This window comes from Gordonia lacunae, from assembly GCF_002149015.1.
GTDB classification, from domain to species: domain Bacteria; phylum Actinomycetota; class Actinomycetes; order Mycobacteriales; family Mycobacteriaceae; genus Gordonia; species Gordonia lacunae.
Window position 1 is genome coordinate 75,875 of sequence record NZ_NGFO01000024.1, and the last position, 20,217, is coordinate 96,091.

Sequence of the window (20,217 nt, forward strand, 5' to 3'; positions counted from 1 at the left end):
GGGTCAGCGCAGGGTCGCCAGATTCGAGATCGACTTGTGCACATCGGCTTCCAGGACCTTGGCCACGAGCCGGCCGACCGGACCGTTGAGCAACCCGCCGGACAGCTCGGCCGACAGGTCGAAGTGGGAGCCGTCGACGATCTCGTCGACCTTCATCGCCAGATCGATGTTCACACCGCCGCGACCGGTCCCCGACAGCGCGATCAGGCGTGGCTCGTCGTAGTCGGTGACCGTCCAGTGGATGACGTTGCGGAAGCCCTTGACCTTGATCAGCGACGAGATGGTTGTTCCCTCGGCGATCGTGTCGGGCACCGGCGAACGCCAGCCGCCGAAGATGGTCATCCATTCGTCGAAGCGCGAGAGGTTGCTCGCGAGCGCCCATGCCGCGCTCGGGTCGAGGTCGGAGTCGATACCGACGGAGACTGTGGCCACAGAACTGCTCCCATCGCAGGAGGTGGTCCGCTCGGGAAGATGACTTCCCCCGGCGGTTCGTGCACTCGGGTGTTCGCATTCGGGTCGTGACCGAATGTACGCGAACCACGCCGGGTGGCTACTCGCCGTCCGCCGTCGGCCCTGGTCGAGCGGCCTCGAGGAGGGCCTGGGTCAGGGGCTCGGCACACAGGGTCCGCTGCCACGCGCGGGCGCCCGCGGCGGCCAGGTGCGCATCGAGCGTCTCGGTCGTGATCGGTTCGGGCAGCCCGTCCCAGCACAGTTGCCGCACCACATCGGGTGCCAGCAGGTTCTCCACCGGCAGGGTGTGGGCGTCGGCGATCTCCTTGAGTGCCGGCCGTACCGTCTGCAGTCGGGCCGCGGCCTCCGGGTTGCGCTGGTCCCAGCGGCTGACCGGCGGCAGGCCGGGGCCGGTCGTCTTGCGCGACGGGAGCTTGCTGTCGGGGATCTCGCGTGCCCGCTGCAGTGCCGACAGCCAGATCCCGGCCTGGCGTCGCTGGCGCGGGCCGCCGAAGACCGGCAACGTGGTGAGTTCGGCGATCGATTCGGGGTTCACGGTGGCGGCGTTGACGATCGCGGTGTCGGGCAGGACCCGGCCGGGCGCGACATCCCGACGCTGCGCCAATTCCTCACGCGCGGTCCACAATTCACGTACCGCGGCCAGGGCGCGGGTCGACTTGACGGTGTGGATGTTCGAGGTCTTGCGCCACCGGTCGGTGCGCGGCGGAGCCGGCGGCCGGGACAGGATGTACGCGAATTCCTCACGCGCCCAGCCGTCCTTGCCGGCCGCGGCGAGCGCGGCGTCCATCGCATCACGCAGTTCGACGAGGACCTCGACATCGAGTGCGGCGTAGTTGAGCCATTCGTCGGGCAGGGGACGGCGCGACCAGTCAGCCGCACCGTGGCCCTTGAGAAGTCCCAACCCGAGGAACTCGGCCACCATCGCCGCCAGGTTGACCTTGGCCAGGCCCAGGAGACGTCCGGCCAGTTCGGTGTCGTAGAGCTCGACGCACTCGAATCCGAGTTCACGCAGGCAGGGGAGGTCTTGGTCGGCGGCATGCAGCACCCATTCCGGTCCGCGCAACGCGTCGATCACCGGTGCCAGTGCGTCCGGATCGCCGATCGGGTCCAGCAGGAAACTGCCCGACCCGCGGCGCTTGATCTGGATCAGGTAGGCGCGCTGCGAGTAGCGGTAGCCCGATGCGCGTTCGGTGTCGACCGCGATCGGTCCGCTACCAGCCGCGAGAGCGGTTGCGGCGTCGGCGAATTCGGTAGCGGTTGCGAGGACGGGGGGTACGCCGTCGGCCGGGTGGAGCAGTGGGGTGACCTCGGGTGCCGGGTCGTCGGGCGCGGGATCGGTCACGTCGCGCCGAGTTCGGTCACCCCGACCGGCGGAAGACCGGCGGCGGAGGCGAGGACATCGCAGAACGCCTCGAGGTGGCTGCCGAGCCCGTCCGCGCTGAGCGCGGTCCAGGAGGCCCGCACCTCCAGTTGGTGTGCGCGCGGAGGCCCGGCGATGTCGCCGTAGCGGACCGACGTGGTGGAGGTGACGGTGCCGCCGAGGGCGGTCACCTCGACCCGGCGCGCCGAACCCTCCGGTGTGGCGGTCGCGCCGATCGGCACACCGAGCGCATCGCTGATCCAGCTCCAGGCCACCTCGGGCAGCAACGGGTCCATGGCCAGTGCGGCCTCGACCTCGGCCTGCAGGAAGGCGACGAGACGCATGGTGCCGTTCCAGGCGTCCTGGCCGGCGGGATCGAAGAGCAGGATGAGTCGCCCGAACGCGCTGCCCTGCGAATCCGTGGGCACCACGTCGAGGTCCTCGGGCGGGCGCACCTCGGCGCCGACGGCGTAGCTGTAGGGCGCCAGGCGCTGCGGCGGGCGGATGGGCCCGACCTCGATCTCGCGGCGCACCCGGGCAGCATGCAGCGACTCCACCGCCGCGCGGAAATCAGCAGGCTCGTCCGGAGCTCCCGAAGAGGTCACCGTTCGACCGTAGGGCGGGGGCGCCCGGCCACGGCGGAGGCGCGCCGACACCACACGTGCCGGATCGGGGGGCATGGCAGAGTAAGCGGTGATGTCGAACGCAACTGGTACCCGGGTCCATAGGTCGCACCTGCCGCTCGTCGCCGCGGCCACCGGCGCGACCCCCTCACGCCGTCCGGTGTGGTTCATGCGGCAAGCGGGTCGCTCGCTGCCCGAGTACCGGGCCATCCGCGCCGATCACGGCATGCTGGAGTCCTGCTTCGATGCCGAGCTGGTCTGCGAGATCACCATGCAGCCCGTCCGCCGGCACGACGTCGACGCGGCGATCCTCTTCTCCGACATCGTGGTGCCGCTGAAGGCTGCCGGCATCGACCTCGACATCGTCGCCGGCACCGGACCGGTGATCGCCGAGCCGGTGCGCTCACCCGATGCGGTGTCGCGGATCCCGCGACTGGAGCCCGCTGCGGTCGGTTCGATCGCGCGTGCCATCGAACTGCTGCTCGGCGAGCTGGGCGACCAGGTGGCGCTGATCGGCTTCGCCGGTGCGCCGTTCACCCTCGCCTCCTACCTCATCGAGGGCGGGCCGAGTCGCAACTACGAGCGGACCAAGGCGATGATGCACGGCGATCCGGAGACGTGGGCCGAGCTCATGGCCCGCCTCGCCGACATCACCATCGCCTTCCTGCGTGTCCAGCTCGACGCCGGCGTCGACGCGGTCCAGCTCTTCGACTCGTGGGCCGGGATGCTGTCGGCCGCCGATTACCAGCGTTTCGTCGCACCGCACAGCGCCCGTGTGCTGGCCGAGGTCGCCGGATACGGGGTGCCGCGCATCCACTTCGGCGTGGGCACCGGTGAGCTCCTCGCCCCGATGGCGCACGTCGGCGCCGATGTCATCGGCGTCGACTGGCGCGTGCCGCTCGAGGAGGCCGTGCGCCGGGTGGGTCCGGGCAAGGCCGTGCAGGGCAACCTCGACCCGACGCTGCTGTTCGCCGGCGCCGATGTCGTCGACGCCGAGGTGCGGCGGGTCGTCGCCGACGGCGACCGGGCCGTCGCGGCCGGGGCGATCGGCCACATCTTCAACCTCGGTCACGGCGTGCTGCCCGGCACCGACCCGGATGTGCTGACGCGGGCCGTCGAAGTGATCCACAGCCTCTGATGTCCCCCCGGGTCCGGATCGCGATCGTCGGCGGCGGGATCTCCGGCCTGACCGCCGCATACCGCCTTCGTCGTGCGCTCGGGTCCGACGCACACATCGACCTCTTCGAGTCGTCCGGACGGCTGGGCGGCGTGCTGCACACCGCGACCGTCGGCGACCGGGCCGTCGATGTCGGAGCCGAGGCGTTCATCGTCCGGCGCCCGGAGGCGCTCGAACTCGTCACCGAACTCGGTCTCGCCGATCGCATCGTCTCGCCGACCCCGCGGCGTCCCGCCGTCTGGGCGGGCGAGCGGTTGCACCCACTGCCCAGTCCGGCACTGATGGGGATCCCGGCCGGGCCGACGGTCGTCGAGGGTCTCGTCGACCCCGCCGACCTCGTTCGGATGGCCGAGGAACCCGGACGGCCGATGAGCTGGCAGGCCGGCACCGACATGGCCGTCGGGGAGTTGGTCGCCGAGCGGTTCGGGCCCTCCGTCGTCGCCCGCAGCGTCGACCCGATGCTCGGCGGGGTGTACTCCAGTCTCGCCGGCGACATCGGGGTCCGCGAGGCGATGCCGGCCCTGGCGAGGAGCCTGGACGTCGGTACGCCCTCGCTCACCGCCGCCGTCGACGCGCTCATCGCCGCCGGGGCGGGTGCGACCGGGCCCGTCTTCGGTGCGCTCGTCGGCGGGTACGAGGTCCTCCTGGACGCCCTGCGGACTGCGGCCGGAGTCGATCTCGAGATCGCCAGTCCGGTCACCGATCTCACCCCGTCGGCAGGCGGCTGGATGCTCGGAGTGGACGGGGCAGGGGATCGGCCATCGTACGACGGGGTGATCCTGGCGGTGCCGGCGTGGCGGGCCGGCGACCTGCTGGAGCGGTCCGTGCCGGACCTGTCCGCGCCGCTCCGGGAGGTCCGGCGGGCCTCGTCGGTCGTGGTGTCGATCGCGCTCGCGCCGGGAACAGTGCTGCCCGAGCACTCCGGGGTGCTCGTGGGCACCGGAGAAAGCCTGCGCGCCAAGGCATTCACGTTCAGCTCGCAGAAGTGGGCGCACCTGTCCGGCGGTGACCTACCGGTGTCGGTCCGGGCGTCGTTCGGACGGTTCGGTGCGCCGGTTCCGGATGAGATCACCGAACCGGGGGTCGACGCGCGGCTGCGGCGGGATGCGCTCGAGGATCTCGACGAGGTGTGCCGTGCCGCCGGCGTCCCACCGGTCTCGTCGCGGGTGGTCGACGTGTACGTGCAGCGGTGGGACGAGGGACTCCCCGTCTACGCACCCGGGCACCTCGCGGCGATGACGCAGGTACTGGCCGCGCGGCCACCGCGTCTCGCACTCGCCGGGTCGTCGTACGCCGGGGTCGGGGTACCGGCCTGCATCGGCCGGGCCGGTCGCGCGGCGGCCGAGCTCCTCGATGATCTGACGTGACCTGACAGGGTTGACCTGCCTGGTCGTCGGGTGGGCGGCGGTGGCACGATGGCATCCATGAGCCGCTTGGATTACGCAGAACTCAACTCGACGATCCGCTACCTGATGTTCTCGGTGTTCGCGGTCCGCCCCGGTGAACTGGGTGCCGATCGTGATCAGGCCAAATCGGATGCCGCGGACTTCTTCAAGTCGCTCGAGGACAGTGGCGTCGTGGTCCGCGGTGTCTACGACGTGTCGGGGTTGCGCGCCGACGCCGACTTCATGATCTGGTGGCACGCCGAAGACGTCGAGCCGATCCAGGCCGCTTACGCCAGATTCCGCCGCGAGACGGTTTTGGGACGTGCGTGCAACCCGGTGTGGAGCAACGTCGCGCTGCATCGCCCGGCCGAGTTCAACAAGAGCCACATCCCGGCGTTCCTCGCGGGCGAGGAAGCCGGCAACTACATCTGCGTGTACCCGTTCGTGCGGTCCTACGAGTGGTACCTGCTGCCCGACGAGGAACGTCGCAAGATGCTCGCCGACCATGGCAAGGCGGCGCGCGCGTACAAAGACGTCCGCGCCAACACCGTGTCGTCGTTCGCGCTCGGCGACTACGAGTGGCTGCTGGCGTTCGAGGCGCCCGAACTGCACCGCATCGTCGATCTGATGCGTGACCTGCGCGCCACCGAGGCCCGGCTGCACGTCCGCGAGGAGACGCCGTTCTTCACCGGCCCGCGCGTCGAGGTGCCTGCGCTCATCGACGCGCTGCCCTGAGTCAGGGGAGCGGACGCTGGTCGGCGGGTTCCAGCTTCAGGCTGATGCTGTTGATGCAGTAGCGGAGGTCGGTGGGGGTGTCGTAGCCCTCGCCGGCGAAGACGTGACCGAGGTGGCTCTTGCAGTTCGCGCAGAGCACCTCGACACGCCGCATGCCGAGTGAGTTGTCCTCGACCTCGATGATGGTGTCGCCGGCCAGCGGGGAGAAGAACGACGGCCAGCCGCAATGCGATTCGAACTTCTGCTCGCTGCGGAACAACTCGGCATCGCAGGCGCGGCAGCGGTAGACCCCGACCGTCGTGGTGTCGGTGTACTCGCCGGTGAAGGGCGCTTCGGTACCTGCCTGGCGCAGGACCCGGTATTCGGCGGGCGTCAGGCGCTGCTTCCACTGCTCGTCGGTGAGGTCGGCGAGATTCTCGGCGTCGGTCGACGGGGTGCTGTCGGTCATGTCCTCCACGGTAGCGCGCGTGGCCGGACCGGCTGTGTCAGCACTATTTCGAGAGGCTGACCGCATCCTCGCTGCCGGTGGCCGTGCTGGTGGCGGCGTCGGTCCCGCCGGCGGGACCGAGCGGGGCATCGGACTCCGACCGGACCGGCGGCACCATGCCCGCGACCCCGTCGGACCGCATGTCGAGCCAGCGGAACAGCAGTGAGCAGAACACCGCGATCATCAGCAGCGACCAGCCCCACGTGACCTTGTTGTACTCGACCATCCAGCCGAACGCCGTCCACCGGTCGGAGTAGAAGCCGTCGAAGGTCATGCACCCGTAGACGCCCAGCCACGCCGGCCAGTTGCGCATCGGCGACCCGGGCAGCAGCACCGTCATGAGCAGCGGGAACAGGAGCATCGAGTAGTAGCCCTGGCCGAGCGAGCCGACCAGGAACGTGGTGCACAGCAGCACTCCCGACGAGACCGCCAGCCACATCAGCTCGTTGGTCGTGCGGTAGTAGCGGTACAGGAACCACAGCGAGAACGCGGCCATCAGCACGAACGCCACGCGTAGCAGCAGGATCAGCCACGGGGCGACACCGAAGTACGCACCGTTGCCGGCGATCGAGCTGTTGTAGTAGTCACGCGCTTCGCCGAGGTACGGGACCGTGCGGCTGATGAAGTCGTTCGCGTCGACCGAGAGCGGCCAGGCGACGACGGTCAGGACGATCGGGATCACGATGGCGAGGGCGAAGACCCGCCACTGGCGGTTCAGCAGCGGCAGGAGCATCAGGGGCGCCAGCACCGGTTTGACGGCCAGGGTCAATCCCATCGGCACACCGGCCCACCAATCGTGCCGGCTCAGCATCAGCATGAGGAATGCGATCAGTCCCAGCAGTACGAACGAGTTGAAGTTCGTGAAGATCAGCGTGTGCGAGACGGTCTCGGTGCTGAAGAAGAAGAACAGGACCGTCGGCATGACCCACGAATCGAGGGCATAACCGAACATGCGGGTGAGCAGGTAGGCGCAGACGAGGAGCGCGACGACGCTGACGGCGATGAAGGCCCAGCGTGCGCGCTCGTAGTCGATGACCGCGACCGGCGCCATCAGCAGGGTGCCCGACGGCGGGTACAAGTAGTGGGGGTCGACGGTGGCGTAGTTCTCGCCGTAGACCGGCAACCCGTTCAGAAAGTTGTAGGCCGCGGCGTACACCGGCTTGAAGTCGTCGGTGCGGTCGCCGTTGACGCCCAGGAACACCGAGCGGTGCACGACCATGAGCAGGCTGATCGGCCACAGGACCATCGGGATGATCCGTTGAGCACTCATCGGGGGATAGAGATACCTGTCGAGATTGGCCACCCGCGAACCGTACTACGCGCGCCGCCGAGCTCAGAACCGTGCGCGCGCTCCGGCGTTGCTCAGGTCGGGCAGCCGCGTTGGGTCGGGCCCTGCAGCGGGGCCCGGTCGACATACTCGGCGACCACCTCGGCGGCGCAGGCGCTCCGGCCCAGTACCGAGAACCCCAGGCCGTCCCAGGTGACCGTCACCGGCTCGGCGTCGGCGTTCATGAAGAGCGGGACGAGGGCAGCGGCTCCCTCGCCACCGTTGATCGGGTCGCGCGTCCCGTTGAGGATCAGCGGATCGGCCGGCAGTGACGTGGGCGGCCGGACCGGATCACCCGACGCCCAGCCGTTGCACCGGACGAGCGAGAGCGCGCTGTTCGCCCCGGTGAGAGGGTTCTGCTTCGACCACGCGTCCACGAGACCCGGCACCTCGTTCTGGCCGACCGGCCCGGTGACGTCGTTGCACCGGGAGACCAGGGCGCCGTCGGGAAGGCGGAGGGTTGCGGCGCGATCGGCGAGGCGGACGAGCGCGGCGGTCTGACCGCCGTCGGCGGCCGCGATCGCGTCGGCGAGGTCGAGGAGTGACTGCGGCCGGTCCGAGGCGAGCGCCAGGGTCGTCGTGATCGCGTTCAGCGCGGCCGTGTCCGACAGCGACGCGAGATCGCCTGCGCGTGCCTTGGTCAGCATGCGGGTCATCGTCGCGACCCCATTGGTGCCGAGCGCACAGCCGCCCAGCGCCGAACAGCGTTGTGCGAAGCCCTGGAGCGCGACCTGCACACCCCGCGCCTGTGCCTGGGCGCGGTCGCGCGCACTCGCGCCGAACGGCGTCGGGGTGTCCAGGATGATCCGCCCGGCGCGTCCGCCGTAGAGGGAGGCATAGGTGAGCACGACATCGGAACCCTCGCCGGCGCCGATGAGTCCGAGGTGGTCGACGCCCCAGCGCTGGCGAAGGGACTCGAGGTCCGCGGCTGCGCTCGTCGCCCCGAAACTCAACTGGTACGGGGTGAGCGTCTCGGTACAGCCGTCGGACGCCGACGACGCCGCTGACGCGAGCCGGGAGATCCGCGCCTCGGTGGTCGTCCCTCGTTCGGTCAGGCCGTTGTTCGCGATCGTCTCGCGTTCCAGCCGGGTCATGCAGTCGATGTCGCTGCTGAGTGGGATACCGCGATGGTCGACCGCGACCACCGGATGCGACGCGAGAAGCGCCCGTCCCTGCCCGGCCGTCATGACCATCAGGGTTCGTGACGACGGCAGGTCCGAGCCGGAGGTCAGGACGAGCGGCGCGGCATCGGGCGGGGTGTCGGCCGTCCGGGCTCGGGTCACCGCGATCGAGACCGCTTCGCCGTCGGGCTTGTCGCGGTCGATGGGCGAGTCGTATTCGGCGCACTCGATGGTCACGCCCTCCGGACGTGCCACTCCGTACCGTTCGGTCGTCTCGGCGGCGCAGTCTTTCCAGTCGAGATCGGTCTTCGGTGCCGCGAGCGCCGGTACCGGCGGGGCGGTCGACGAGGACGGGGCAGGCCCCTGCTGACCGCCGCCACCCGGGATCAGGTCCGGTCCGCGATCGGGGCCGACGGCGCAGGAGGACAGGACGATCGCCGCGACCACGCCGGCGAGGACACCCGCGAGAGCGCGCGGGCGGGTGCTCGGTTCTACGCCGACGGCCGGGGTGTGCGCTCTTGGCATGTCCGCGAGAGTAGTCAACGCCACCCGGGCCGGGTGTGGGGGCGCGTCGGGGACGGGACCCGACAGGTCACATGGTCGATGCGCGCCCGTGACGGAGCCATCGGGTGAACACGAACCCGTCATCGTCGGTGAGGATCGACGCCGGGCGCAGGGCGTGCAGCACAGCGGATGGCTCGCCGGACCCCGAGCCGCCGGTGGCCACGATGCGTCCGGCATCGCCGCCAACCAGGTGCGGGCTCGTGGTGAGGCAGAGTTCGTCCAGGGCGTCGGCGGTCACGAGCGAACCGAGCAGGCTCGGCCCGCCCTCGCACAGCACGCGGGACCATCCACGGTCGGCGCAGTGGTCCAGGATCGCCATCGTCGACACGGTGTCGTCGCCGCAATCCACCAGTGTCGCGCCCGCGTCGAGCAACGCGCGCCGTCGATCCGCGGGGGCGCTCGTGCAGGTGAGGACGACCGTGCCCGGGTCGGCGACGGGCTCGAAGTCGGGCGGGATGGACAGCGACCGGGACACCAGCGCCAGTGCAGGCGCGGGTGCCTGCCCCAGCGATTCGCGGTGCGCGGCGAGAGCCTCGTCGGCCTGGGGCCGGCCGTAACCCTCGGTGGTCGCGGTACCGGCGCCCACCAGGATGACGTCGGCGAGTCCGCGCAGCACGCGGAACACGGCCCTGTCGCCGGGTCCGCCGAGCCCGCCGGATTTACCGTCGTAGGTGACCGCCCCGTCGATCGACGCCACCATGTTGGCGCGCACGAAGGGCGCAGCGGCGCCGGGACCCGACGACGGGCGCGGTGGGTACCGGTAGAGCTCGGCCAACTGGCCCAGCTCGTCGTCGGATGTGACCTGGGTCGCTTTCTGCAGGTGGAACATGTGTTCATCATTCCGCGGATGGCTACTCTCCACACATGGTGGCCCGACTCTGCGATCGCAACCCTGCGACCTCGCCCGACGCACTCATCGACGAGATGGTGCCCCCGTCGACGTTCGACGACGTCAGCTTCGACTCCTACATCCCGGACCCGAACGAGCCGTCGCAGGCCGAGGCGGTCGCCAAGGCGCGCGACTTCGTGGTGCGGGCGTCGAAGGCGCGCTCCGGTAAGAAGGGCCTCTTCTCGCGGAAGGCGCCGGCCCAGGGGGTCGGTCTCTACCTCGACGGCGGTTTCGGTGTCGGCAAGACCCACCTGCTCGCATCGATCTACCACTCCATGCCCGCGCCGAAGTCGTTCGCGACGTTCGTCGAGGTCACCCACGTGGTCGGTGCCCTCGGCTTCGTGAACGCCGTCGAGCGGCTGTCGCAGCACACGGTGCTGTGTATCGACGAGTTCGAACTCGACGACCCGGGTGACACCATGCTCGTCTCGCGGCTGCTCACCGAGCTCACCGCCAAGGGCGTCTCGATCGTGGCCACCTCCAACACGCTCCCCGGCCAGCTCGGCGAGGGCCGGTTCGCGGCCCAGGACTTCCTGCGCGAGATCCGCAAGCTGTCCGCGGTGTTCGAGACGATCCGCGTCGACGGCCCCGACTACCGTCACCGTGACCTGCCGCCCGCACCGGAGCCGCGTAGCGAGACCGAACTGACCGAGATCGCCGAGTCCACCGAGGGTGCGACCCTCGACGACTTCGACGCGCTGTGCGACCACCTCAGCACGCTGCACCCGTCGAAATACAAGGACCTCGTCGACGGCGTCTCCCTGGTCTGCATCTCCGGAGTGCATCCCGCCGAGGACCAGTCCGTGGCGTTGCGGCTGGTGGTACTCGCCGACCGCCTGTACGACGCCCACATCCCGGTCACCGTCGCCGGCGCGAAGCTCGACGAGATCTTCACCGACGAGATGCTCGCCGGCGGCTATCGCAAGAAATATCTCCGCGCCACGTCGCGTCTGCTGGCCCTGTCGCGGTTCGCGGAGTCGGCAGCCTGACTTCCGGGCCGATGCCGTGGTCGGCCCAACCCGGTGGAGTTGTCGATGTTCGGGAACGGTCCCGGATCCCGGGGCTGTAGCGACAACACGCGGGTGGGCGGCCGAGGTTGTCTCTGGCCGTCGATCACCGCGGATCGACCACGACGCCGGAACGCCGTACTACGCAGTCGGACGGATCAACCGCAGACGACTGGTCATCCGGAAGGCATCGGGGCGGGAGGCCGTTGCGGCGCTGCAGAAGACGGGCAAGGTGTGCGGCGAGGTGAAGGTGACGGCGATGTTCTCGTCGACCAGGATGTCCACCAGGTTGACGAACCTCTGCTGCGCCTCCTCGTCGGCGTCGTCGAATGTCGGTACATCGGTGATCGTCCAACGGGAATACGTGCCCGCCCACGTCAGGTATTCGATCGTCGACACCGGCGCGTCACACAGTTGCGCGAATGAGGCCTGCAGACACCCGTCACCCTCGGAACTGACCTCGAAACGTCGACCGCGAACAGTGAGCCCGACGGTCTCGGTGCTCGGGGACAGGCGATCTGACGCGGGCACTGTGATCCAGGTTCCGGCCGCGAAGCCGACGGAGTCCGGGCGGGGAGATGCGCGGTAGTCGGTCTGCCCGTCCAGGTGGTGGACGTCGAAATGATCCTTGATCATCGCGATCCCCGGCTCGAAGAGGTGATGCCAGATGGGGTTCGGCAGCAGATCGTCCGGGGCGTAGTTCGACGTCGCCAGGACGGTGATCCGGCGGGCGAGCACGTACTCCAGCAATCGGGTGAGGAGACGCGCGTCCCCGGAGTCGTGCACGTGAAGTTCGTCGAAGTACAGCAGCTCGCTGTCGCCGACGACATCGTCGATGCCCAGGCGCAGCGAGTGCGGGTCGTTCCGGTGCTCGTGTACACGGCGATGGAGTTCCTCGAAGAAACTGTGGAAGTGGATCCGCGTCTTCCTCGGTGTCGGGCCGGCGTCGAAGAAGGCGTCGGCCAGCCACGTCTTGCCGCGGCCGGCCGAACCGTGGACGTAGAGCCCGCGCGGGCCCGACGAGCGCCGTGTCCGCCGGTGTCCCTCCGGAACGAGGACGGCGAGCCGATCGACGAGTAGCCGTTGCTGAGGGTCCAGCACGATCCCGGCGTCGGCGGCCGCCGCGGAGATCGCGGTGACTACTGCCTGATGCACTGCGGACACCCTGGAATGGTCACACGGAACGTGTGCCGCCTGGACCGCGCGTGGCCGAAGTCACCAGGCCCGGTCGCGGCGTCCGGTCGAGCCGCAGGCTCAAAGCCGTTGTGTGAACACGTAATCGTGTTCGATGCTCTCCCCGAGGGTGAAGGTCTTCACACCGGCGCGGGTGAATCCCATCTTCGTGTAGAACCGCTGGGCGCGGGCGTTCAGCTGATTGACCCCCAGCCACATCAGGGTGCTGCCGTGCGATCGCGCTCGTTCGAGTGCGGCGCCCATGAGCAGGTGTGACGGTGTCGCGCCCAGCCGTGAATGGTGGTCGCGCAGCACGTACATCTTCGACACCTCGCTCACGGGACGTTCGGTCACGACCGCGCAGACGTCGGGGTGCGTCGGCTCGGTGTGCATCACCAGCGCGTAGCCGAGAATCGGACCGCCGACACCGTCCCGTGCGACCAGGACATCGGCGCGCGGGTCGGCGATGTGGGCACGAAAGTTGCTTTCTCCCAGATTCGTCGCGATGAAGTCGTCGATGTCGGCCGGGGAGGCGTGCGGCGGGCACGCGAGTGGGAACGTGGCGGCGGCCACCTCGGCAATGCCTGCTGCCGCCGCGGGGTCGGTCACGACCTCGACGGTCACGTCGGCGATGTCGGTGACGTCGGTGTCGCTCACGACAGCGGACGAGCCGGATCGGCGGTCCAGGCGTTCATCGACCCGTCGTAGACCGCGACGTCGTCCCGGCCGAGGGTGCGCAGCGCGAACGCGGCTGCGGTGGCAGCGATCCCGCCGCCGCAGTAGGTGACCGGCCGCACCGCCGGGTCCAGCGCGCCCGCGTCGTCGAACAATCGGCGGAGCTCCTCGAGCGGTCGGAGCCGACCGGCGTCGTCGACCAGTTCGGCGAACGGCACGTTGACACTGCCGGGGATGTGGCCGCTCGCGAACGACTCCCGGTCGAGTGCGTTGACCAGCAGGACGGACGAATCGCCGGTGGCGGCAGCGACCTCGTCGGTGGACACGATGCGCTCGGACCGGCGGTTCGGGGTGAATGTCGCTGCGGGGCTGGTGACCTCACCGGTCTCGACCGGCAGGTCGGCTGCGGTCCAGGCGGCGTATCCGCCGTCGAGGACGAGTACGTCGTCGAATCCTTCGAGTCCGAACTGCCACCACAGGCGGGTGGCCCAGATGCCGTTGACGGTGTCGTAGACGACGACGGTCGAGTCGTCGCCGATCCCGAGCCCGCCGATCGCCGCGCCGAACCGTGCCGAATCGGCCGCGGCGAAGGGCGCGTCGCCGTCGGGATCGCTGAGATCGGCGATCTGGTCGGCGAACACCGCGCCGGGCAGGTGGCCGGCCAGATAGGTGTCCCGGCCGGAGGCGACATGTGCGCCGTCGGCATCGAAGGTCAGGTGAACGGTGGCGTCGACGATGCGCAGGTTCTCCTCGCCGAGACGAGCGGCGAGATCAGCGGCGGAGATGAGCGAGGTCATGACAGACACGGTAGTCCGGTCGGTCACCGGAGGGGTTCGGCGACGAAGTCCGCGAGGTCGACGCTGCGGGTGCGCGCCCAGTAGTCGACGATCCGCCACGGCAGGACGGCCACAACGCGTCCGTCGGGGTTGCGATACCAATTGGTCATCGCCGGATGCGTCCACACCATCTGCGCGTGGGCGCGGTCGACGGCGTCGTTGTACTCCTCGGTGACGTCGCGCCGGACTTCCAGTGCGCCCAGCCGGTTCTCGATCATCGCGCGGAGGGCGTCGCAGACATAGCGCACCTGGTACTCGAGGATGCTGATGAAGCTGCCACCGTGTCCCAGCGCGGTGTTCGGTCCGGTGAGGATGAACAGGTTGGGGAAGTCGGGCGCGGTGATGCCGAGGTAGGCGTACGCGTCGTGATCACCCCACGCCTCGACGGTGTTCTGTCCACTGCGCCCCACGATGTCCATGGGGTAGAGGTACCGATCGCTGTGGAATCCGGTGGCGAAGACGATGATGTCGAAGTCGTGCGCGGAGCCGGTGCCGTCGACGAGCCCATCGGTCGTGACCTGCTCGACGCCGTGCGGAACCAGCTCGACATTCGGCCTGCGCAGCATGCGAAACCAGCCGTTGTCCAACAGCATCCGCTTGCCGAAGGGCGGGTAGTCGGGCGTCGACAGTTCGATGAGGTCGTCGCGGTCGCCCAGTTCGCTACGCAGGTAGCGCAGGTAGAACTCGCGGTGACCGTGATTGACGGCGTTGATCGACGCGGTCGGCTCGGGCCACTCCGGGTCGATGCGCAGGGTCGAGTGGACCTTGTCGTTGAAGATCCACGACAGCCGTGCGCGGTACCACTCCCGGTACCCGGGGAGGTTGTCCATCAGCCAGTGCACGTCGTCGCCGACCGGCGCGAAATAGTCATCGTTCGGCGCGATCCACTGCGGTGAGCGCTGGAAGATCGTCAGGGACCCGACCCGATCGGCGATCGCGGGACCGATCTGCATCGCGCTGGCACCGGACCCGACGATGGCGACCCGTTTGCCGGTGAGGGCGTCGGGCTCGTCGAGTTCGGCGGGCCAGTGCGCGGAATGGAAGATCGGACCGGCGAAGTCGGCCATGCCCGGGAGTTGGGGGAGCTTGGGGCGGTTGAGGAGTCCGACCGCGCTGATCAGGATCCGGGCGGTGAGGGTGTCCTGGCGGCCGGCGCGGTCCCGGACGTGGACCGTCCAGCGCTGGGTACGGGCGTCGTAAGCGGCCGAGAGGACCTCGGTGCCGAAGCGGACGCGATCACGCACCGCGTGCCGGTCGGCGAAGGCCTGCAGGTAGCCCTGCACCTCGTCGCGCTTGCCGAAGTGCGTGGACCACGGGTGGTCGAAGGACGAGATCGAGTACAGGTAGCTCGGTGTGTCCACGCCGGCGCCGGGGTAGCGGTTCTCGTACCACGAACCGCCGACCTCGTCGTTCTTCTCCAGCACGGTGTGCTCGACACCGGCGTCGGCGAGTTGCGTGGAGATCAGCATGCCGGCCACCCCGGCGCCGATCACCAGCGCGTCCATCGACGTGGCGAGATCGGCGGGCAGGGTCGGCAGGTGTACACCCCGGAGGTCGCCGCGGACGATCTCGGCCATCATCGGCGCGAATTCCGGGGCCACCTGCTCGCCCGCGGTGAACGACATGAGCGCGGCGACGAGCGCCTCGTCGGCCGGCGTGCGCTCGGGCTGTCCCCGGTCGTACCAGTCGTCGAGCGCGGCGACGACCGCCTCGCGGATCTCCTGCTGGACGTCCTCGGCGAGCCCGCCCGTGGAGTTGTCGTCCATACCGCGGCTGCGGGTCGGCCGGAACCGGTCGGCCATCCACCGGCGGTCACCGGTCATCTCCACGAGGACGGCGAGCAGGGTCGGGATGTTCCCGGCGGCGACCACCGCGCGGATCTCCGCGGTGCGCGGCCGGGTGTCCGACGGCGAGGAAACGGATGTCATGTCTAAAACTAACCACCGTTAGTACTGCGACGTCAACACCGGATCGGAGCGCTCGTGTCGGCTATTGACCTCACGAACGGGGTGTGTAAGTGTGTGCTCAGTCATACTAACAACGGTTAGTGATCACGGAGGGTTGACATGGAACTCAGCGAAGCAATGCGCACCACGGGCACCTGCCGCTACTTCAGCGAGCGGCCCGTCGAAGACGACGTGCTGTACCGGGCGTTCGACGACGCGCGATTCGGCCCGCAGGGCGGCAACCGTCAGCCCGTGCGCTGGGTGGTCGTCCGCGACGAGGTGACGAAGAAGGCTCTCGCCGACCTCTATCTGCCGTTCTGGGAGGGCTACTACGCCGCGGTCGTCGAGGGTTCGAAGAAGGTCGGCGCGATTCCCAAGACCGTGGAGAGTGCCAACTACTTCGCCCATCACCTCGCCGAAGTGCCGGCGCTGATCGTGGTCTGTGCTGAGATGGACGGACTGCATCCCACCGACCACGAACTGGGCCGGCTCAGCGTCGTCGGCGGGGCGTCGATCTACCCGAGTGTCCAGAACCTCACGCTCGCGCTCCGGCAACAGGGTGTGGCGACCGCCCTGACGACCCTGCTCTGCGCCGCCGAGAACGAGGTGAAGGACCTGCTCGGCATCCCCGAGGGCTACCTCACCGCCGCGCACATCGCCGTCGGCTACCCGCGCGACGACTTCCCCCGCAAGCTGACCCGGACCCCGGTCGAGGAGATCACCTTCCTCGACCGCTTCGACAACCGGATGTTCGCGTGAGCGCCCCGGCCGTGAACCCGACTGCGATGAACCCCGCCGGGCGTGCCCTCTCACCCACGCAGACCTCCATGCTCGGCCGGGCCACCATCGGTGACCAGCTACGGCGACTGGCCCGGTCGCAGGGGTCGACCCCGGCGATCGTGGCGTACGACGCACAGGGCGGCCGGACGTCGACGTCGTACGCCGAGCTCGACGCGATGGCCAATCGCGTCGCGCATGTGCTGCTCGACCTCGGCGTCGGGCGGGGCGACCGCGTGGCGGTGATGAGCCGCAACCGAGTCGAGACGGTCGCCACCTACTACGGCGCCCTGAAGGTCGGCGCCGCGTACTCCGGCGTGAGCCCGATGTTCCGCGAAGGTGAGGTCGCGCAACAGCTCCGACACCTGGAGCCGACGGTCCTCGTCGTCGAACAGCCGCTGTCCGCACTGGCCGGCCCCATCGCCGACGGTCTCGGCATCTCGGTCCTCGTGGTCGGCGACGCCGAAGCGAACTCGTGGAACTCCTTCGACGAGTCGGTGGCCGCCGCCGACGACACCGAACCGGAGTGTGAGGTCGACGAACACGACCTCGCGATGATCGTCTACACCAGCGGGACCGAGTCGACGCCCAAGGGTGTCGAGATCGCCCACCGCAACTACCTCATCTCCACCTCGCCCGCGTACACATGGGGGCTGCGCTGCCGCAACGACGACGTGTGGCTCTACGTCATGCCGTTCCACACCATCGCCGGGATCGGTTCGCTGACCTCGCTGACGCTGCTGGGTGCCACCCTCGTCCTGCCGGCCGCGGTCGACCCGGCGACGGCGTTGCGGATGATCCGAGACGAGAAGATCTCCGTCCTGGCGCAGACGCCGACCTTCTTCATCGCACTGGCCAACCATCCGGACTTCGGTCCCGACACCGTGGGGACGGTGCGTCGCTGCCTGACCTACGGCGGTCAGGTGTCGCCGCACGCGGTCGACGCGTGGGCCGCGGCCACCCCAGAGTCCGTGTGGGGCACCTACTGGGGACAGTCCGAGCTCACCCAGCTCGGCTCGGTGGGCTGGTTCCGGCGGCTCGAAGACGTACCGGACCAGGACCCGACCTGGATCGGCAAGCCGGTCGGCCACCTGGAGGTCAAGGTCGTCGACGCCGACGGCAACGACGCCGAAGAAGGCGAGCTGCTGTGTCGCACGCCGTCGGTCATGCTCGGCTACTTCAAGGATCCCGAACGCACCGCGCAGGTCTTCGAGGGCGGCTGGGTACACACCGGTGACATCGTCCGCATCGATGCGGAGGGCAACCTGTTCTTCCGCGACCGGCGCAAGGACATGATCAAGACCGGCGGATTCAACGTCGCCTCACAAGAGGTCGAGCGTGTCCTGCAGGCGCACCCCGACGTCGAGCGTGCCGCCGTCGTCGGGTTGCCCGACCCGTACTGGTCGGAGGCGGTCACCGGATTCGTGGTGCTCCGAGCCGGTGCGGAACTCACCGGCTCGGACATCCGCGAGTACTGCCGGACCGACCTGGCATCGTACAAGGTGCCCAAGGAGGTCCACGTGGTCGACGCATTGCCGACCGACGCCCAGGGCAAACTGCTCAAGCGTGAGTTGAGGAAGGCCTATGGAACCGGTCAGAGCTGAGGACGACGCCGTCTCGGCGGCCGACGATCAGCGACAGCGGACAGATCGACGGCCGCGCCGCCGCCGTGACGAGATCGTCGAGGCGGCCGCGGGTTATTTCGCCGAACACGGATACTCCAACGCCGGGATGCGCGACATCGCACAGGCGGTCGGCATGCGGGGCGCGAGCCTCTACAACCACTTCCAGTCCAAGGAAGAGATCCTCTACGCGATCGCCCTGCGCATGACCGAGGATCCGCAGCAGGACTTGTTGCTGCTCGACGGTGAGGGCGGTCCCGTCGAACGGCTGACGAACCTGATCGAGGCGCACGTCCGGCGCCTGGCGCGCCACCGGGTGGAACACCTTGTCGCGCTGCGCGAGCTGTCGGCGCTCACGCCTGAGCACCGCCGCGTGGTCACCGACTATCGCAAGTACTACCAGCGTCGTATCCGCGATGTCATCGATGCCGGCGCTCGACTGGGCCTGTTCGAGGTGCGCGACCCGCACCAGTCGGCGATCGCGGTGCTGGACCTGATGAACGGGATCAGCTGGTGGCTCAACGACTCCCACGACGTCGACCAGCTGGTGCGCGATTACGTCGACTTTACGATCGGTGGCGTTCTCCACCACCGCCCCGCATCGTGAGCGGCCCGCTTGCCGGCGTGCGGGTGGTCGAGATGCCCGGCCTCGGGCCGACCCCGCACGCGTGCATGCTGCTCGCGGATCTCGGTGCCGACGTCATCCGGATCCGGCGCCCCGGCCCCGATCTGCCCGGGCCCGACGGTATCCCGGATGCCGACGCCGGCCTGTACCGGTCACGGCGCAGCGTCGACGCCGATGTGAAAGACCCCACCGATCTCGCGCGCATTCGCGAGTTGATCCTGCGCGCCGACATCCTCGTGGAGGGGTTCCGGCCGGGTGTGATGGAACGACTCGGCCTGGGTCCCGAGATCTGCTCCGACGCACCGCAGCTCGTCTACGCACGAATGACCGGATGGGGTCAGGACGGTGACCGAGCCTCGAGCGCGGGACACGACATCAACTACCTGGCCGTCACCGGCGTGCTCGAGGCGATGGGCCCGGCCGGATCACCGCCGGTGCCGCCGCTGTCGCTCGTCGGGGATTTCGGCGGGGGATCGATGCTGCTCGTCGTCGGGGTGCTGGCCGCCCTGCACGACCGCACGCGTACGGGTCGCGGTCAGGTGATCGACGCTGCGATGGTCGACGGTGCCGGACTCCTCGCCTCGCTGCAGTGGTCGTGGAAGGCGGCCGGACGCTGGAGTTCTCGGGACCAGGGCAACCTGCTCGACGGGTCGGCGCCGTTCTATGCCACTTATCGATGCGCCGACGGCAGATTCGTCGCCGTCGGCGCGCTCGAAGAGAAGTTCTGGCGGAATCTCGTCGACACGCTCGGGGTGGGCGATCTGCCCGACCGGTGGGACCGTGCCGCGTGGCCGGTGATCAGCGCGGCACTGCAGGCCCGCTTCGGGTCGCGCACGCGCGACGAGTGGGGGAGCGTGTTCGACGCCGTGGACGCCTGTGTGACACCGGTTCTCGACTTCGACGAGGCCGCCGCGGACCCGGTCGCGGTGCAGCGCGGCTCCTTCGTACGCGTCGACGACGCGATCGCACCGGCGCCCGCACCGCGGTTCTCCCGGACCGTGTTGCCCGCTCCCTCTGCGCCGTCTGCGGCGTCATTGGGGCGGATCGTTGATGAGTGGCGAGTCGCTTCTGGTGTGGAGGGCGGCCACCGACGGTGACTGGCGAGTCCGTCGGCTAGGTGTACTGACCTGAGAGGTTAGGTACGCGGTCGGCGGGTGGTCGACCTTTGAGTGAGGTGTGGCCGCGGTGGTGATTGTAGTGATGCAGCCAGCTTGAGTACTCAGCGCAGCGTTCGGCGTCGCTGGTGTAGAGCCGCGCGTAGGCCCACTCATCGGCCAGCGTGCGGTGAAACCGTTCCACCTTGCCGTTGGTCTGTGGCCGGTAGGGGCGGGTCCGGCGATGCTTGACCTCACCGAGCGCGTCACGGAAGACGTGGGATCGGTAACAGGATCCATTGTCAGTCAGTACATTCCGGACC

20 protein-coding genes are annotated in these 20,217 nt (G+C 69.2%); 8 read left to right on the forward strand and 12 right to left on the reverse strand.

All coding sequences use genetic code 11. The features are described from left to right. Nucleotides 1-3 precede the first annotated feature (3 nt). The 3 genes from CA982_RS18980 to CA982_RS18990 form a co-directional block, all read right to left on the reverse strand. The gene (locus tag CA982_RS18980) at nucleotides 4-432 is read right to left on the reverse strand and encodes a type II toxin-antitoxin system Rv0910 family toxin (protein WP_086536809.1); all 429 of its coding nucleotides are present in this window, start codon (nucleotides 430-432) and stop codon (nucleotides 4-6) included. 118 nt (nucleotides 433-550) lie between these two features. Further along, a complete protein-coding gene (locus tag CA982_RS18985; RefSeq protein WP_086536810.1) occupies nucleotides 551-1,813 on the reverse strand; it encodes an HRDC domain-containing protein in 1,263 nt (420 codons plus the stop codon). Beyond that, on the reverse strand, nucleotides 1,810-2,436 hold the full coding sequence (locus tag CA982_RS18990) for a DUF3000 domain-containing protein (RefSeq protein ID WP_086536833.1): 627 nt from the start codon (nucleotides 2,434-2,436) through the stop codon (nucleotides 1,810-1,812). The genes CA982_RS18985 and CA982_RS18990 overlap by 4 nt, the downstream gene beginning before the upstream one ends. Nucleotides 2,437-2,527: 91 nt before the next feature. On the opposite strand from CA982_RS18990, the gene hemE reads away from it, so the two are divergent. The 3 genes from hemE to hemQ are packed head-to-tail and all read left to right on the forward strand — an operon-like array spanning nucleotide 2,528 to nucleotide 5,751. Beyond that, complete coding sequence (gene hemE / locus CA982_RS18995; protein ID WP_086536811.1) at nucleotides 2,528-3,592, forward strand: uroporphyrinogen decarboxylase; 1,065 nt, start codon at nucleotides 2,528-2,530, stop codon at nucleotides 3,590-3,592. Further along, entirely contained in the window at nucleotides 3,592-4,998 is a 1,407-nt protein-coding gene (hemG, locus tag CA982_RS19000; protein ID WP_086536812.1) for a protoporphyrinogen oxidase, read from the forward strand. Before hemE ends, hemG begins: the two co-directional genes overlap by 1 nt. Nucleotides 4,999-5,055: 57 nt before the next feature. Beyond that, complete coding sequence (hemQ, locus tag CA982_RS19005; protein ID WP_086536834.1) at nucleotides 5,056-5,751, forward strand: hydrogen peroxide-dependent heme synthase; 696 nt, start codon at nucleotides 5,056-5,058, stop codon at nucleotides 5,749-5,751. 1 nt (nucleotide 5,752) lies between these two features. Here the strand turns inward: hemQ and msrB are convergent, their stop codons facing one another. The 4 genes from msrB to CA982_RS19025 all read right to left on the reverse strand — a co-directional run bounded on the left by msrB (nucleotide 5,753) and on the right by CA982_RS19025 (nucleotide 10,079). Then, complete coding sequence (msrB, locus tag CA982_RS19010; RefSeq protein ID WP_086536835.1) at nucleotides 5,753-6,199, reverse strand: peptide-methionine (R)-S-oxide reductase MsrB; 447 nt, start codon at nucleotides 6,197-6,199, stop codon at nucleotides 5,753-5,755. A gap of 43 nt (nucleotides 6,200-6,242) precedes the next feature. Then, nucleotides 6,243-7,541 carry a glycosyltransferase family 87 protein gene (locus CA982_RS19015; RefSeq protein WP_086536813.1) on the reverse strand — a complete coding sequence of 433 codons (1,299 nt, stop codon included), beginning with the start codon at nucleotides 7,539-7,541 and terminating at the stop codon, nucleotides 6,243-6,245. Nucleotides 7,542-7,600: 59 nt separating this feature from the next. Continuing rightward, nucleotides 7,601-9,211, reverse strand: coding sequence for an alpha/beta hydrolase (locus CA982_RS19020; protein ID WP_086536814.1), 1,611 nt, complete (start codon nucleotides 9,209-9,211; stop codon nucleotides 7,601-7,603). Between the two features lie 67 nt (nucleotides 9,212-9,278). After that, nucleotides 9,279-10,079 carry a pyrimidine reductase family protein gene (locus tag CA982_RS19025; protein WP_086536815.1) on the reverse strand — a complete coding sequence of 267 codons (801 nt, stop codon included), beginning with the start codon at nucleotides 10,077-10,079 and terminating at the stop codon, nucleotides 9,279-9,281. A 35-nt stretch (nucleotides 10,080-10,114) separates the two neighbouring features. Here CA982_RS19025 and zapE (CA982_RS19030) point away from each other — a divergent pair, with 35 nt between their 5' ends. Further along, nucleotides 10,115-11,128, forward strand: coding sequence for a cell division protein ZapE (zapE, locus tag CA982_RS19030; RefSeq protein WP_086536816.1), 1,014 nt, complete (start codon nucleotides 10,115-10,117; stop codon nucleotides 11,126-11,128). A 159-nt stretch (nucleotides 11,129-11,287) separates the two neighbouring features. Here zapE (CA982_RS19030) and zapE (CA982_RS19035) read toward each other — a convergent pair whose 3' ends face one another. The 4 genes from zapE (CA982_RS19035) to CA982_RS19050 all read right to left on the reverse strand — a co-directional run bounded on the left by zapE (CA982_RS19035) (nucleotide 11,288) and on the right by CA982_RS19050 (nucleotide 15,758). Then, the gene (gene zapE / locus CA982_RS19035) at nucleotides 11,288-12,310 is read right to left on the reverse strand and encodes a cell division protein ZapE (protein ID WP_244176378.1); all 1,023 of its coding nucleotides are present in this window, start codon (nucleotides 12,308-12,310) and stop codon (nucleotides 11,288-11,290) included. Nucleotides 12,311-12,400: 90 nt separating this feature from the next. Next, complete coding sequence (locus CA982_RS19040; RefSeq protein ID WP_086536818.1) at nucleotides 12,401-12,976, reverse strand: GNAT family N-acetyltransferase; 576 nt, start codon at nucleotides 12,974-12,976, stop codon at nucleotides 12,401-12,403. After that, on the reverse strand, nucleotides 12,973-13,791 hold the full coding sequence (locus CA982_RS19045; RefSeq protein WP_086536836.1) for a sulfurtransferase: 819 nt from the start codon (nucleotides 13,789-13,791) through the stop codon (nucleotides 12,973-12,975). The genes CA982_RS19040 and CA982_RS19045 overlap by 4 nt, the downstream gene beginning before the upstream one ends. A 23-nt stretch (nucleotides 13,792-13,814) precedes the next feature. Next, a complete protein-coding gene (locus tag CA982_RS19050; RefSeq protein WP_086536819.1) occupies nucleotides 13,815-15,758 on the reverse strand; it encodes a flavin-containing monooxygenase in 1,944 nt (647 codons plus the stop codon). Between the two features lie 138 nt (nucleotides 15,759-15,896). Here CA982_RS19050 and CA982_RS19055 point away from each other — a divergent pair, with 138 nt between their 5' ends. Genes CA982_RS19055 through CA982_RS19070 form a run of 4 tightly spaced genes read left to right on the forward strand, consistent with a single transcriptional unit; the run spans nucleotide 15,897 to nucleotide 19,897 of the window. Further along, nucleotides 15,897-16,535, forward strand: a complete 639-nt coding sequence (locus CA982_RS19055) for a nitroreductase family protein (protein WP_086536820.1) — start codon at nucleotides 15,897-15,899, stop codon at nucleotides 16,533-16,535. Continuing rightward, nucleotides 16,532-18,157, forward strand: a complete 1,626-nt coding sequence (locus tag CA982_RS19060) for a class I adenylate-forming enzyme family protein (RefSeq protein WP_086536821.1) — start codon at nucleotides 16,532-16,534, stop codon at nucleotides 18,155-18,157. Before CA982_RS19055 ends, CA982_RS19060 begins: the two co-directional genes overlap by 4 nt. Beyond that, nucleotides 18,138-18,782, forward strand: coding sequence for a TetR/AcrR family transcriptional regulator (locus CA982_RS19065; protein WP_004018814.1), 645 nt, complete (start codon nucleotides 18,138-18,140; stop codon nucleotides 18,780-18,782). Before CA982_RS19060 ends, CA982_RS19065 begins: the two co-directional genes overlap by 20 nt. Next, entirely contained in the window at nucleotides 18,779-19,897 is a 1,119-nt protein-coding gene (locus tag CA982_RS19070; protein ID WP_086536822.1) for a CaiB/BaiF CoA transferase family protein, read from the forward strand. The genes CA982_RS19065 and CA982_RS19070 overlap by 4 nt, the downstream gene beginning before the upstream one ends. 16 nt (nucleotides 19,898-19,913) lie before the next feature. Here the strand turns inward: CA982_RS19070 and CA982_RS19075 are convergent. Continuing rightward, on the reverse strand, nucleotides 19,914-20,217 hold a 304-nt coding region (locus tag CA982_RS19075), incomplete at its 5' end, for an integrase core domain-containing protein (RefSeq protein ID WP_144066059.1).

Excerpts from the sequence above, each read along its gene's own strand:
- hemG (WP_086536812.1), top strand. The coding sequence starts at position 3,592 with ATGTCCCCCCGGGTCCGGATCGCGATCGTCGGCGGCGGGATCTCCGGC.
- msrB (WP_086536835.1), bottom strand. The coding sequence starts at position 6,199 with ATGACCGACAGCACCCCGTCGACCGACGCCGAGAATCTCGCCGACCTC.
- zapE (WP_086536816.1), top strand. The coding sequence starts at position 10,115 with ATGGTGGCCCGACTCTGCGATCGCAACCCTGCGACCTCGCCCGACGCA.
- CA982_RS19055 (WP_086536820.1), top strand. The coding sequence starts at position 15,897 with ATGGAACTCAGCGAAGCAATGCGCACCACGGGCACCTGCCGCTACTTC.
- CA982_RS19045 (WP_086536836.1), bottom strand. The coding sequence starts at position 13,791 with ATGACCTCGCTCATCTCCGCCGCTGATCTCGCCGCTCGTCTCGGCGAG.
- hemQ (WP_086536834.1), top strand. The coding sequence starts at position 5,056 with ATGAGCCGCTTGGATTACGCAGAACTCAACTCGACGATCCGCTACCTG.
- CA982_RS19065 (WP_004018814.1), top strand. The coding sequence starts at position 18,138 with ATGGAACCGGTCAGAGCTGAGGACGACGCCGTCTCGGCGGCCGACGAT.
- CA982_RS19050 (WP_086536819.1), bottom strand. The coding sequence starts at position 15,758 with ATGACATCCGTTTCCTCGCCGTCGGACACCCGGCCGCGCACCGCGGAG.
- CA982_RS19025 (WP_086536815.1), bottom strand. The coding sequence starts at position 10,079 with ATGTTCCACCTGCAGAAAGCGACCCAGGTCACATCCGACGACGAGCTG.
- hemE (WP_086536811.1), top strand. The coding sequence starts at position 2,528 with ATGTCGAACGCAACTGGTACCCGGGTCCATAGGTCGCACCTGCCGCTC.
- CA982_RS19020 (WP_086536814.1), bottom strand. The coding sequence starts at position 9,211 with ATGCCAAGAGCGCACACCCCGGCCGTCGGCGTAGAACCGAGCACCCGC.